At 67.2% G+C, this 13,034-nt stretch carries 13 protein-coding genes, 2 tRNA genes and 1 pseudogene; 7 read left to right on the top strand and 9 right to left on the bottom strand.

What is annotated here, in order from left to right:
* Window positions 1-29: 29 nt before the first annotated feature.
* The gene (locus tag ACIRRA_RS07660) at window positions 30-569 is read right to left on the bottom strand and encodes a peptidylprolyl isomerase (RefSeq protein ID WP_356996317.1); all 540 of its coding nucleotides are present in this window, start codon (window positions 567-569) and stop codon (window positions 30-32) included.
* Window positions 570-809: 240 nt separating this feature from the next.
* Between ACIRRA_RS07660 and ACIRRA_RS07665 the strand changes: the two genes are divergently transcribed.
* The 3 genes from ACIRRA_RS07665 to ACIRRA_RS07675 are packed head-to-tail and all read left to right on the top strand — an operon-like array spanning window position 810 to window position 3,171.
* Window positions 810-1,079, top strand: coding sequence for a hypothetical protein (locus tag ACIRRA_RS07665; RefSeq protein ID WP_356996146.1), 270 nt, complete (start codon window positions 810-812; stop codon window positions 1,077-1,079).
* Between the two features lie 15 nt (window positions 1,080-1,094).
* Entirely contained in the window at window positions 1,095-2,933 is a 1,839-nt protein-coding gene (gene glmS / locus ACIRRA_RS07670) for a glutamine--fructose-6-phosphate transaminase (isomerizing) (protein WP_402764482.1), read from the top strand.
* 55 nt (window positions 2,934-2,988) lie between these two features.
* A complete protein-coding gene (locus ACIRRA_RS07675) occupies window positions 2,989-3,171 on the top strand; it encodes a hypothetical protein (RefSeq protein ID WP_402764484.1) in 183 nt (60 codons plus the stop codon).
* Between the two features lie 25 nt (window positions 3,172-3,196).
* On the opposite strand, the gene ACIRRA_RS07680 is transcribed toward ACIRRA_RS07675, so the two are convergent.
* From ACIRRA_RS07680 to ACIRRA_RS07690, 3 genes are all read right to left on the bottom strand, one after another.
* Window positions 3,197-4,039: an ABC transporter permease gene (locus ACIRRA_RS07680; RefSeq protein ID WP_402764486.1), complete on the bottom strand. Its 843-nt coding sequence runs from the start codon at window positions 4,037-4,039 to the stop codon at window positions 3,197-3,199.
* Window positions 4,036-5,031 (bottom strand): ATP-binding cassette domain-containing protein, encoded by a 996-nt coding sequence (locus tag ACIRRA_RS07685; RefSeq protein WP_402764488.1) that lies wholly within the window; start codon window positions 5,029-5,031, stop codon window positions 4,036-4,038. The genes ACIRRA_RS07680 and ACIRRA_RS07685 overlap by 4 nt, the downstream gene beginning before the upstream one ends.
* Before the next feature lie 439 nt (window positions 5,032-5,470).
* The gene (locus tag ACIRRA_RS07690; protein WP_402764489.1) at window positions 5,471-6,496 is read right to left on the bottom strand and encodes an adenylate/guanylate cyclase domain-containing protein; all 1,026 of its coding nucleotides are present in this window, start codon (window positions 6,494-6,496) and stop codon (window positions 5,471-5,473) included.
* Between the two features lie 183 nt (window positions 6,497-6,679).
* On the opposite strand from ACIRRA_RS07690, the pseudogene ACIRRA_RS07695 reads away from it, so the two are divergent.
* A pseudogene (locus ACIRRA_RS07695) lies at window positions 6,680-6,886 on the top strand (ABC transporter); the annotation flags it as partial.
* Here the strand turns inward: ACIRRA_RS07695 and ACIRRA_RS07700 are convergent.
* The gene (locus ACIRRA_RS07700; RefSeq protein ID WP_402764877.1) at window positions 6,879-7,322 is read right to left on the bottom strand and encodes a hypothetical protein; all 444 of its coding nucleotides are present in this window, start codon (window positions 7,320-7,322) and stop codon (window positions 6,879-6,881) included. The pseudogene ACIRRA_RS07695 and the gene ACIRRA_RS07700 overlap by 8 nt on opposite strands.
* A gap of 289 nt (window positions 7,323-7,611) precedes the next feature.
* Entirely contained in the window at window positions 7,612-7,719 is a 108-nt protein-coding gene (locus ACIRRA_RS07705) for a DLW-39 family protein (protein WP_354848972.1), read from the bottom strand.
* Between the two features lie 60 nt (window positions 7,720-7,779).
* Between ACIRRA_RS07705 and ACIRRA_RS07710 the strand changes: the two genes are divergently transcribed.
* The 3 genes from ACIRRA_RS07710 (at window position 7,780) to ACIRRA_RS07720 (ending at window position 9,104) form a co-directional block, all read left to right on the top strand.
* The gene (locus tag ACIRRA_RS07710; protein WP_402764491.1) at window positions 7,780-8,370 is read left to right on the top strand and encodes a protoglobin domain-containing protein; all 591 of its coding nucleotides are present in this window, start codon (window positions 7,780-7,782) and stop codon (window positions 8,368-8,370) included.
* Entirely contained in the window at window positions 8,364-8,981 is a 618-nt protein-coding gene (locus ACIRRA_RS07715; RefSeq protein WP_402764493.1) for a MarR family winged helix-turn-helix transcriptional regulator, read from the top strand. Before ACIRRA_RS07710 ends, ACIRRA_RS07715 begins: the two co-directional genes overlap by 7 nt.
* A gap of 50 nt (window positions 8,982-9,031) precedes the next feature.
* Window positions 9,032-9,104, top strand: a tRNA-Ala gene (locus tag ACIRRA_RS07720).
* A 139-nt stretch (window positions 9,105-9,243) separates the two neighbouring features.
* Here the strand turns inward: ACIRRA_RS07720 and ACIRRA_RS07725 are convergent.
* The 3 genes from ACIRRA_RS07725 to gyrA form a co-directional block, all read right to left on the bottom strand.
* A tRNA-Ile gene (locus ACIRRA_RS07725) sits at window positions 9,244-9,317 on the bottom strand.
* A gap of 139 nt (window positions 9,318-9,456) precedes the next feature.
* A complete protein-coding gene (locus ACIRRA_RS07730; RefSeq protein ID WP_402764495.1) occupies window positions 9,457-10,437 on the bottom strand; it encodes a DUF3566 domain-containing protein in 981 nt (326 codons plus the stop codon).
* A gap of 45 nt (window positions 10,438-10,482) precedes the next feature.
* Complete coding sequence (gyrA, locus tag ACIRRA_RS07735) at window positions 10,483-12,996, bottom strand: DNA gyrase subunit A (protein WP_402764497.1); 2,514 nt, start codon at window positions 12,994-12,996, stop codon at window positions 10,483-10,485.
* Window positions 12,997-13,034 lie beyond the last annotated feature (38 nt).

Raw genomic sequence — 13,034 nt, forward strand, 5'->3', positions numbered from 1 at the left:
TCTTCGGCTCTGGCCTGATTCGGCCGGTGTCAGGAGATGGTGATGCTGTTGATCACGACGTCGCCGTCCTTGGGCCGGTCGTTGCGATCGGTCGGCAGGTCGGCGATGGCGTCGACCACCTTGCGGGATTCGGGGTCGAGGACCTCGCCGAAGATGGTGTGCTTGCGGTTCAGGTGCGGCTGCGGGCCCAAGGTGATGAAGAACTGGGAGCCGTTGGTGCCCGGCCCGGCATTGGCCATGGCCAGCAGATAGCCGCGGGTGAACCGCAGTTCCGGGTGGAATTCGTCCTTGAATTCGTAGCCCGGCCCGCCGCGGCCGGTACCGGTGGGATCGCCGCCCTGAATCATGAAGCCATCGATCACGCGGTGGAAGATCGCGCCGTCGTAGAACGGTCCCGAGTCGGTGCCGGACGCGTTCTTCGTGGTGTACGGCGCGGAACCGTCGGCCAGGCCGAGAAAGTTGCGGACCGTCGCGGGGGCGTGGTTACCGAAGAGCGAGATCTTGATGTCACCGTGGCTGGTGTGCAGCGTCGCCACGGCGGTCTGATTCGGTGAGGTCACGCCCGCCAGCCTAGGCGCAGTACCGGAACGGACCAGGAATCGGGACACTCCCCCGCCTCCCCGGGATTCGAGCGGGCGGCTGAGAGCCGTCGGCGTAGCGCACCCGTGCCGGCGGTTGGGCGCCGAAACAATTCCGGGGATACCCGGCGAGTTACCCCGAACCTTGCAAAATCAGTCGTCACGGTCAAATCTGCCCGTTTTCGGGCACAAAAGTGGCAAAAACAGCGTCGGCATGGCAAGTTCTGTCGGGTGAATGACGGGGTTCCGGTCGATCTGGTGCGCCATGTAGCGGCCTCCACCGGCCTGCCGCCCGCCGTCGCGGCCCGCGTGGTCGCCGACATCGTCGGATACTTCGACGAGACCGCCGAACAGTTCGTGCGCCGCAGACATGCCGAACTGCAGGGGCGTCAGGTCCGCAATGCCGAGATCTGGCAACGCCTGGCGGCGGAGCTCGCGCAGCGCCCGGTGGCCGCCCCCGACTTCACCGAACGACAACTGCGTCGCATCGTCTACGGGTGAGGAGTCCGTCGCGCAATGTGTGGAATCGTCGGTTACATCGGGCACCGTGAGGCCGTCCCGGTCCTGCTGGAGGGCCTGCACCGGCTCGAGTACCGGGGCTACGACTCCGCGGGACTGGCCGTGCCGCACCGCGGCCGGCTGCGGGTCACCAAGACCCAGGGCCGGGTCCAGGACCTGCGCGACCGGGCCGACGCCGAGGGCGCCCGGCTGCGCGGCAATGTGGGCATCGCGCACACCCGCTGGGCCACCCACGGCGAGCCCTCGGACGCGAACGCGCACCCGCACACCGACGACTCCGGCCGGATCGCGGTCGTGCACAACGGCATTGTGGAGAACGCCGAGGAACTGCGTGCCGCGCTGACCGCTGACGGGGTGGAATTCGTCTCCGACACCGACACCGAGGCCATCGCGCACCTGGTGGCCGCCGCCCTGGACGGGGCCGAGACGCTCGAGGACGCGGTCCGCACCGCACTGCACCGGGTCGAGGGCACCTATGGCCTGCTGGTGCTCGACGCCCGCCGCCCCGACGAACTGGTGGTGGCCCGCAACGGCTCCCCCATCGTGCTCGGCGTCGGCGACGGCGAGATGTTCGTGGCCTCCGACGTGGCCGCCCTGGTGCACCACACCCAGCGCGTGGTATTCCTCGACGACGGCGAGCTGGCCACCGTGCGCGCGGACGAATTCCGCACCAGCACACTGGGTCTCGAGGCGCGTCGCACCGACAAGATCCCCACCACCATCGATATGGCGGCCGAGGACTACGCGCTGGGCGGGTACCCCGACTTCATGCGCAAGGAAATGGCCGAACAGCCCCACGCCGTGCGCCGGGCGCTCCGCGGCCGCCTGGACGAACGATTCGCCACCGCGCACCTGGGTGGCCTCAATATGGACGCGCGCGAGCTGCGCGGCATCAGCAAGGTGGTGTTCCTGGGCTGCGGCTCGGCCTACTACGCGGGCCAGCTGGGCGCACAGCTGGTCGAGGAGCTGGCCCGGATTCCGGCCACCGCCGAGCCCGCCTCGGAGTTCCGCTACCGCAATCCGGTGGTGGACCCGGACGCCCTGTACGTGGCCATCAGCCAGTCCGGCGAGACCCTGGATACCCTTGCGGCCGTTCAGGAATTGCAGCGCAAGGGCGGCCGGGTCATCGGTGCGGTGAACGTGGTCGGCAGCGCCATCGCCCGGGAGTGCGGTGCGGGCGTGTTCCTGCACGCGGGCCCGGAGGTGTCGGTGGCCTCCACCAAGGCGCTCACCAATATGACGGTGTCGTTCGCCATGCTGGCGTTGCTGCTGGGCCGGGTGCGGGATCTGTCCGCGGCCGGCGGTGAGCGCATCGTCAGCGGACTGCGCGCGCTGCCCGAAGCGATCGACGCGGTGCTGGCCGCCGACGAGGAGATCGCCGATATCGCGTCCCGATTCGCCAAGGCGCGCAGCATGTTCTTCATCGGCCGGGTGCGCGCCTGGCCGGTGGCGCGCGAGGGCGCGCAGAAGCTCAAGGAGATCTCCTACATTCACGCCGAGGCGTACCAGGGCTCCGAGCTCAAGCACGGCCCGCTGGCGCTGATCGACCCGGAGATGCCGAGCATCGTGCTGGTCCCCGGCGACGAGCTGCTGGCCAAGAACATCACCACCATCGAGCAGATCAAGGCGCGCGGCGGGCCGGTCATCGCGGTCACCAACACCGATCTGCCGGATGGCTTGGCGGACTCGGTCATTCGGGTCCCGGCGGTGTGCCCGGAACTGGACCCGATCATCCTGACCATCCCGCTGCAGCTGCTGGCCTATCACATGGCCATGGCGCTGGGCCGGGACGTGGACAAGCCCCGCAATCTGGCCAAGAGCGTTACCGTCGAGTAACCGCGTTCGCTCCCCCGTTCGTGCACGAATTCCATTGCTGTGCCAGCATGGTCGGATGGAGCTGGGGAGCGTTCGTAACAAGGTCATTGTGGCCGCCCTCGTCGCGATTGCGGGCGGCGTCATCGCGTTCTTCGTGAGCAAGCGCCCGCAGCCGCAGGCGCCGGCCGCGGAGCCGCCGCGCCTGGGCTATTCGCGCAACGGCTCCGCGCCGACTCCGGACCTGTCGCCGACCCACTGACGGGTCGGCGACATCGGCCGACGGGTCAGCGGCTCACCGACCGTTTGTACTGATTCAGCGCCAGTGGCACGAAGACCGCGAGAATCACCACGATCCACATCAGGGTGGTCGCGACCGGGTGCCGCATGGGCCAGACGTCCGCGCTCGGCCCCATCGGGCTGGTATTGCCGAACAGGTCGCGGGTCGCCTGCGTCACCGCCGACACCGGATTCCAGTCCGCCACAATTCGGAGCACCGTGGGCAGGTTGGCGGTGGGCACGAAAGTGTTGGCGATGAAGGTGAGCGGGAAGATCACCATGAAGTTGGCATTGTTGTAGACCTCCGGCGCCCGCACGATCAGGCCGATCAGGGCCAGGATCCACGACACCGCGTAGGCGAACAACAGCAGCAGGACATACGCGAGCACGGCGTCGAGGAACGAACCGCGGATCCGCCACCCCACCACCAGACCGGTCAGCGACATGACGACCAGGCTCACCACATTCATCACCATGTCCGCCACCGTGCGGCCGATCAGCACCGCGGACGGCGCCATGGGCAGCGAGCGGAAGCGGTCGATGATGCCCTTCTGCATGTCCTCGGCCAGGCTCAGACCGGTATAGGTGGATCCGAACACCACGGTCTGGGCGAAGATGCCGGCGATCAGGAATTCCCGGTAGGACGTGCCCTGCACGGTGATCGCCGAGCCGAAGACGTAGGCGAACAACAGCACGAACATGATCGGCGACAGGGTCGAGAAGACCAGCACGTCGGGTACGCGTCGAATCTTGATGACATTGCGCTTGGTGATGGTCAGGCTGTCGCTGACGACCATGGCGAGTCGCTGTGGGAGCGAAGGCTTCTCGGCGACGGCGAGAAGGGCGCTCATCGGGCACCACCCGCCACGTTCTCTGCGGCGGAACGGTTTCCGTTGACCAGCTCCTCCGCCTCGTGCCCGGTCAGCGACAGGAACACGTCATCGAGCGAGGGGCGGCGCAGACCCACATCATGAATGCGCACTTCATGTTTCGTGAGTTGCCCGATGGCGTCCACCAGGGCCTGCGAACCGTCCTCGACCGGCACGATGATGCGCCGCAGGCCGGGTTCGAGGCGAATCTCCCCGTGCGCCAGGCCTTCCAGCGCCTGCTGAGCGATGGCCAGATTGTCGGCATGGTCGACGACCAGCTCGATGCGGTCGCCGCCGACCATGGCCTTGAGCTCGTCGGAGGTGCCCTCGGCGATGACCCGGCCGTGGTCGATGACCGCGATGGAATCGGCGAGCCGGTCGGCCTCCTCGAGGTACTGGGTGGTCAGCAGCAGCGTGGTGCCGCCCGCCACCAGCTCCTCGATGACATCCCAGAGATCCAGGCGCGCACGGGGATCCAGGCCCGTGGTGGGTTCGTCCAGGAACAGCACCGGCGGATTCGCCACCAGCGCGCCGGCCAGGTCGAGCCGACGCCGCATGCCGCCGGAGTAGCCCTTCACCGGCCGATCGGCCGCGTCGGCGAGCCGGAAGCGATCCAGCAGCTCACGGGCGCGCGCCTTACTGCGCCGCACGCCCATGTGGTACAGCCGCCCGACCATCTCCAGATTCTCGAAGCCGGTGAGGTATTCGTCGACGGCCGCGTACTGGCCGGAGGTGCCGATGCGGGAACGCAGCAGTTGCGGATCCTTCAGCACGTCCACGCCGGCGACGGTGGCGCGCCCCGCGTCCGGGATCAGCAGGGTGGTGAGCACTCGCACGGCGGTGGTCTTGCCCGCGCCGTTGGGGCCGAGCAAGGCGGTCACGGTGCCTTCGGGGACGGACAGGTCCAAGCCGTCGAGGGCGACCAGCGGGCCGTACCTCTTGACCAGACCCTCGGCGACTATCGCGTCGGGCATGATTCTCCTGGTGTTTCGTGGTTGGTCTGCCGCAACGGCCCTGAACTGCCATTACACCGAAGAGGCCGCATCCCGTTGGGGGTCCGGCGGTGCTCGGGGTTGCCGGTACGGGATGCGGCCGATTCGATGATCCGCCCGCACACCGGCCACGATCGCGAGTAGTGCACTACTCGAATCGATTTCGGCGAAGGGCGCATTTCGGTCACAGTGGCATGGTCTCACCCGGGTACGACATTCTCTTCCGCAAAAAAATCTTGGAACGCGGGCGCCCGATAGCCACACAATCCGAATTCGTCGCGTAGGATCGTTCCCGTCGGCCCCTCCCCCCCGGGCCGACCTTACGCGGGCCTCGGCTAACTCCCCCCCTTCGCCGAGGCCCGCCCCTATTCCCGGACCAGGTTCGCCCGGCGGCGGAATCATCGTCCGGCAGCGGAATCGCTCAGACCAACGGCCGAATCACATTGCGGCGCAGCACATGCCCGTACAACCGGTTGATGCCCTTCACCCGCACCGTGGCCAGATGCCGCAGCATGAATTCCGGGTCGGCCTCGATCGCCTCCGCCGCGCCGTCGTCGACCAGCACCGTGCCCGGCCGGGCCACACCGGTGAGCCGCGCGGCGGTATTCACCACCGAGCCGTAGAGGTCGCCGAAGCGTTGCAGGACCTCGCCGTAGGCCAGACCCACCCGCAGTTCCTGGGTGACGCCGTGCGAGGCGATGGCGGCCTCCTGCACGGCCAGTGCGATGCGCGCGCCCTCGGCGGCGGTATTGGCCGCGAACATGACTTCGTCACCGACGTTCTTGATCACCCAGCCGCCGTTGGCCACGATCGCATTGCTGGTGGCCGTCTCGAAGGCCTCCAGCAGCGCCGACAGCTCATCGGCCTCCAGGTGACGGGTCAAGCGGGTGTAACCCACCATGTCGGCGAAACCGACGGCCAGCTCGCGCACCGTGTCCCCGGCCACCGCTCCCCCGTCCAGCGACCGCGCCAGCGCGGCGTCCAGGTGCCGGCGGAAGGCGTAGCGCTGCAACGTCTCGAACTCGGTGACCACCTCGTCGGTGGCAATGCGGGCGGCCTCGGTCGGATCGGTGTCCGGCCGCTCGCGGGTGATGGTGGCGATGCGATCCAGGATCTCCTCGGTCACCAGATCGACCTGCCACTCGGCGAGCCGGGCCATGGACCGGCCCAGCGTGCGCGCCGCGGTGGTCTGCCGGTGCACGTCGGCGGAGGCCAGCACGTGCAGTTTGGCGAACGTCCGGGCGGCCTCGACATCGGAGTCGCCGTACTCCTCGGCCGCGTCGTCCGGGTCGGCCGGGAAACCGAGCGCCACCCACAGCCGGCGGGTGACGCTGTTGGGCAGCCCGGTCAGGTCCGCCACCTGGTTGCGGTTGTACTTGCGTGGTCCGCTCAGCAGATAAGGCTCCACCACGGACTGCACCAGTTCGGAGATCTCAGTGGACGCCATACTTCGACCTTACGGCGTGTATCGACCGAAAAACCCCCGCTTGTTTCGTGTCACAGCCCCGAACTTCCCGATCGGTTTCATCGCCGCCACCGCGTGAAACCGCGGTGATACCGCCGTGAATCCACGCCCGCGCACTCTTCTCTCAGCAGCGGCCGCCACGGTCGCGAACCAGAGGGAGACACTATGCCCACCGCCCCGCGCCCACCGGCGATCACGGCGACCGGGCTGCGCACGTCCTACGGCGACCACCACGTGCTCGACGGCATCGACCTGAATGTCGAAGCCGGAACCATCTTCTCGCTGCTCGGACCGAAATGCGCGGGCGAGACCACCACTGTGCAGATCCTGTCCCCCTCATCGCCGCAGACGGCAGCCACCGACCTCACCCGCACCCGGGCGGCCGCCAGCTCCACCTCCAGCGGCAGACCGTCCAGGGCGGCGCACAATTCCGCGACCTGGGCGTGCGGCAGTTCGATCTCCGGCCGCACCGCGCGGGCCGCCGCGCGAACAGCTCGGCCGCCGACTCCGGACCCAGGGCCGGAAGCTGATGCACCGCTTCGGAACTCACGCCGAGCGGGGCGCGGCTGGTGACCAGGATCCGCAGGTCGTGGGTCAACGACACCAGCGCACTGACCAATTCGGCGGCACCGGTCAGCACCTGCTCGCAGTTGTCCAGTATCAGTACCGATCGCTGCTCTGCCGCAGCGCCCACGGCATGGGCCAGCCGGGTCTTGCCCCGCCCGCCGGGACCGGGACCCACGGTCGACACCACCCGATGACCGTGCAGCAGGGCGGTCACCGCGGCGAGCTCATTCTCCCGGCCCACCAGCAGATTCGGTTAGTGCCGGATACCGTGCCGCCCTGCGGGTTCGCCCAGACCCGGTGGACCAGTCCGGCAGCGCTGCCAGCGCCGCGCAGATCCATAGCCAGAACCGCCGGCAGGGCCCGCACGCGCGGCCCGGTGATCTCCTGTCCGCGCCACGAAACACTCGAAAGCAGGGTCAGCTGGATTGTCACGGACTCACCGTTGTGGGCGGTGGCCGGCGCGACGCATCCGGCGAACGGTGTGCGGATTCGCCATCGGGTTGACGAAATCGGCACACCGTCAGCGGTTTTCAGCGGGTGGTGACCTCGTGCCAGAGGTCGGCGTCATTGCGCTGGCGGAGCTTGCTGATTCCGAAGACAACGGCGGCGATCACAACGAGGGTGAGGACGAATTTCATGTCTCCCACCCTACTTGGCGGAGTCTTGACGAACAAACATAGGACTCCTATTGTTCTCGCATGACGATCCCAGCCCCCGCCGGATACACCTACGACAGCCCGAATCTCACGTCCTCCCCGATCTCGCTGGACGAGCTCGCCGAACTCCAGCGGTCGCTGCTGTGGAGCGCCGAGGATGCCGGGGCCCTGCGGCGCGCCGGGGAAATCCTGGTGCCGCAGACCGATCGAATCCTCGACGTCTGGTACGGATTCGTCGGCGCGAACAGCCATCTGGTCGCCACCTTCGCCGGTGCCGACGGGCAACCCGATCTGGCCTACCTGGCCGCCGTGCGCGCCCGGTTCGGGCAGTGGATCGCCGATGTGTGCACCCGCGAGTACGACGCGAACTGGTTGGCCTACCAAGAGGAGATCGCGCGCCGGCACCACACCTCCGGCAAGAACCGCACCGATGGGGTGGACTCGCCCGCCACCCACATCCCCCTGCGGCATCTGCTCGCGCTCATCGTGCCGATCACCGTGACGGTCCGCGACTTCCTCGGCGCGACCGGCGCGCCGGCCTCCGAGGTCGATGTCATGTATCACGCCTGGTTCAAGGCGATCACACTGTCGGCGGTGCTGTGGGCCAGGCCGTACAGTCCTGACCTGTGGTGAATGCGGGAGACAACAACGGCGTCGACCGAACCGGAGCGGAGGTCGCGGACAAGGTGGTCGCGGCATTGGACCGGATCGCACGCGGCGTCCGAGCCCACCGTCAGACCATCGCCTCCCGCACCGGCCTGACGCCCCTGCAACTCGAATTACTGCGCACCCTCGCCGAAGGTCCGCCGCCGGAGCCCCTCACCGGGCTGCTGGCCGCCGAGCTCGGGGTCAGCCAGCCCACGGTGTCGGATTCGCTGCTGGCCTTGGAACGCAAGGGCCATGTGGCCCGGCAGCCTGCCCCGGGCGACCGCCGGCGCAGCGCCATCGTCCTCACCCCCGACGGCGCCGAACTGGCCGCCGAGATCCGCGTCGCGGACGACGTGCTGCGCGCCTGTGTCGCGGATCTGCCCGGCGCACAACAGGATCAGACCCTGCGCACCCTGCTCGACCTGATAGCCGGGCTGCTCCGGGCCGGGGTGGTGCAGGTGGCCCGCACCTGCACCACCTGCCGCTTCTACAGCCAGGGCACTGCGGGCACGCCCCGCTGCGACCTGCTCCAGCAGCCGCTCCCCCCGCGTGACCTCCGTGTCAACTGCCCCGAACACCAACCGGCAGCCGACTGAGCACGGGGTTTGACCTGGGCCAACTCCGACATGTACCTTCGTGCAGGTCTGGGGCCTTAGCTCAATTGGCAGAGCACTGCCTTTGCAAGGCAGGGGTTAGGGGTTCGATTCCCCTAGGCTCCACAAACGAAAGCCGCAGGTTGCCTCGCAGCCTGCGGCTTTTTCGTATTCCGTGCGCGTCGTATCCGGATGCGGCAGTGGCCGAATCGTGAAATGAAAAGAGCCTCCCGGGATTCCCGGAAGGCTTTTTCGATCTTTTGAGTGGGCCTAGGAGGACTTGAACCTCCGACCTCTTCGTTATCAGCGAAGCGCTCTAACCGCCTGAGCTATAGGCCCTTGGTGGGTGTTCGCAGTGTGTAACTCGAACGAGGCAGAAGATTACCGTACCCAACCGTCGATAACCAAAACGGCCGGTCAGCGGCCTGCGGGGAGCAGTCCGGACCGGCCGTAGCGGCGGATCGAAACAGCGGGTTTCCTAGTCGGGATCGGCCAGGGTGACCTGGATGCCGCCGACCAGATCGGTGCACTGGTTGTAGACGAACACACCCACCGTGGACAGCGCCGTCAGCAAGACCACATTGATGAGGCCGATGACGCCGGCGTAGCCGAAGACCGTACCCGCGTCGATGAGCGCCGAGGAGCTGTCCGAACTGGAGTCGGTGAAGGTGGAGACGGTGGAGTTCAGGCGCTCCCAGACGCCCATGCCCTCGAGCACCAGATACAGCAGGCCGACGGCCAGCATCCACACGAAGAACATCGCCACGCTGATCACCAGCGAGACCTTCAGCGTGGACCACGGATCGATGTGGCGCAGCTGCACGGTGGCTCGCAACGGTTCACCGGTGGCCGCGGCCTGCGCCATCGCCGCGGGGGCGGACGGCGAGACCGGACCGGCCGGCGCGATCGGCTCCGGCGGCGGCAGCGGGTGCCGCAGCTCGGACAGATCCGGCAGATCCTTGACCAGTTCCGGGCGGGCGATGCTACGGGTCGGTCCGTCGATGCCGACGGACTTCACCATGGCCGCCTCCTTGCGCGCCGCCTTGGCGGCCAGGTCGGCGGTGGTGCGGGCATTGGAGACGCCGGCGTTGAGGCCGCCGCCCTGCAGACCGCTGCCCTGCAGACCGCCGCCCTTGAGGCTGGCGGTGCTGCCCGGCGTCGGAGCCTGGCCCGGGCGGTACAGGTTGGACTGCGGCTCTCGCTGCGGCAGCTGCGACCAGCCTTCCTGGAAGGGCGAACCGCCCTGGGCGTCCGCGGCCTCCGGTGCCGCGGCCTCTGCCGAATTGTTACCTTCCGGCCCGAAATCGCCGGACTGGTCCGACAATTCGGATGATTGCGGCGCACCGCCGTCGTTCCCGCCGGTCCGCGGAATAGGCCGCGGCGGAATCGGGGACGGGGCGATTCTCTCGGTCACGCCATTGGCGTGACCCCGCTGGTCATTCGGCTGATTCGTGGTCAATGGTGAATCCTTCGATCCGTTTGTGCCGCCGCTGCTGTGGAGAAACTACTGCTTCGCCGAACCGCTGGTGTCATCTTCGGCAACCTGGTCGGGCTCATCCGCGTTCCGAGCGATCGCGAGCAAAATATCGCCCTCGCCCAGGTTCATCAACCGCACGCCCTTGGTTTGACGACCGGCCTTGCGAACCTGCTTGGCCGTGGTGCGAATGACACCGCCACCGGAGGTGATCGCATACAGCTCATCATCATCATTGACGATGAGCGCACCGACCAGATTGCCACGCTTCTCGTCGTACTGGATCGTCAGCACACCCTTGCCGCCGCGACCCTGCGCCGTGTACTCGTCGATGGCCGTGCGCTTGGAGTACCCGCCCGCCGTCGCGACAAGCAGATAGATGCCCTCCGCGTCGCGAACCACGTTGAGCGACAACAGTTCATCGTCGGCATTGAAGCGCATACCCTGCACGCCGGAGGTGGCCCGGCCCATCGGGCGCAGCACCTCGTCATTGGCATTGAAGCGGATGGACTGGCCGTGCGCCGACACCAGCAGCAGATCGTCGTCCGCCGAACACAGTGCCGCACCGACCAATTCGTCCTCATCGCGCAGATTCACCGCCACGATGCCGCCGGTCCGGTTGGAATCGAAGTCCGTCAGCTTGGACTTCTTGACCAGACCCTTGCGGGTGGCCAGCACCAGGTAGGGCGCGTCCTCGTAGGACTTGATCTGAATGACCTGGGCGATCTTCTCGTCCGGCTGGAAGGCGAGCAGGTTCGCCACGTGCTGGCCGCGTGCGGTGCGGTTGGCCTCGGGCAGCTCGTACGCCTTGGCCCGGTACACCCGGCCCTTGTTGGTGAAGAACAGCAGCCAGTCGTGGGTGGAGGTGATGAAGAAGTGCTTGACGATGTCGTCCTGCTTGAGACCCGCGCCCTGCACGCCCTTGCCGCCGCGCTTCTGCGAACGGTAGAGGTCGGTCTTGGTGCGCTTGGCGTAGCCGGTCTCGGTGATCGTCACGACCACGTCCTCGCGGGCGATCAGGTCCTCGTCCTGCACATCGCCGTCGGCTGCGATGATCTTGGTGCGGCGGTCGTCACCGTACTTGTCGACGATCTCCGCCAATTCGTCACGGACGATGGCGCGCTGCCGCTCCGGCTTGGCCAGGATGTCCTTCAGATCCGCGATCTCGGCCTCGATCTTGGCCAACTCGTCCAGGATCTTCTGGCGTTCCAGAGCCGACAGGCGGCGCAGCTGCATATCGAGGATGGCGGTCGCCTGGATCTCGTCGATCTCCAGCAACTGCATCAGGCCGCTGCGCGCGGTCTCGGTATCGGCCGAACGGCGGATCAATGCGATCACCGCGTCCAGCTGATCCAGCGCCTTCACCAGACCGCGCAGAATGTGGGCCCGCTCCTCCGCCTTGCGCAGCAGGTACCGGGTACGACGGACGATCACGTCCAACTGGTGATTCACATACAGCCGGATCATCTGATCCAGGCGCAGCGTGCGCGGCACCCCGTCGACGATCGAGAGCATGTTGCAGCCGAACGAGGTCTGCAGCTGGGTGTGCTTGTAGAGGTTGTTCAGCACCACCTTGGCGATGGCGTCCCGCTTCACCGTGACCACGATGCGCAGACCCGCACGGTCCGAGGACTCGTCGTGGATGTCGGAGACACCCGCGATCTTGCCGTCCTTCACCTGCTCGGCGATCGCATTGATGAAGTTGTCGGTGTTGACCTGGTACGGCAGCTCGGTGATGACGATCGTGGTGCGACCCCGGTTGTCCTCCTCGATCTCCACCACACCGCGCATGCGGACAGAGCCGCGCCCGGTCGTGTAGGCGTCGTGGATGCCCTGGGTACCCACGATCAAGCCCGAGGTCGGGAAGTCCGGACCCTTCACGCGCTCCATGCACGCCGCGAGGGTGGCCTCCTCATCGGCCTCATGGTTGTCCAGCGCCCAGTAGATGGCCTCGGCCAGCTCGGTCAGGTTGTGCGGCGGGATATTCGTGGCCATACCGACCGCGATGCCGTTGGAGCCGTTCATCAGCAGCGCCGGCACCCGGCTCGGCAGCACGACCGGTTCCTGGGTCTTACCGTCGTAGTTCGGGATGAAATCGACCGTCTCGTGGTCGATTTCGCGCAGCATCTCCATCGCCAGCGGCGTCAGGCGGCACTCCGTGTACCGCATGGCGGCTGCACCGTCATTGCCGCGGGAACCGAAGTTGCCCTGGCCGTCGACCAGCGGATAGCGCATCGCCCACGGCTGCGCCATGCGCACCAGGGTGTCGTAGATGGCCGAGTCACCGTGCGGGTGGTAGTTACCCATGGTGTCGGCGACCGGGCGCGCGGACTTCACATAGCCGCGGTCGGGCCGATACCCGTTGTCGTACATCGCGTACAGGATGCGGCGGTGCACCGGCTTCATGCCGTCGCGCACCTCCGGCAGCGCGCGGCCCACGATCACGCTCATGGCGTAGTCGATGTAGGAGTTCTGCATCTCCTGCTGGATGTCGACCGGCTCGATGCGGTCGCCACCCGAAGGCGGAAGCGAAGTCTCAGTCATGAATTAGTCTCCGTAGGAAGTCATTTGGGCGGGTCCGA

The sequence above is a fragment of the Nocardia sp. NPDC101769 genome, assembly GCF_044766925.1.
In the GTDB taxonomy this organism is placed as follows: domain Bacteria; phylum Actinomycetota; class Actinomycetes; order Mycobacteriales; family Mycobacteriaceae; genus Nocardia.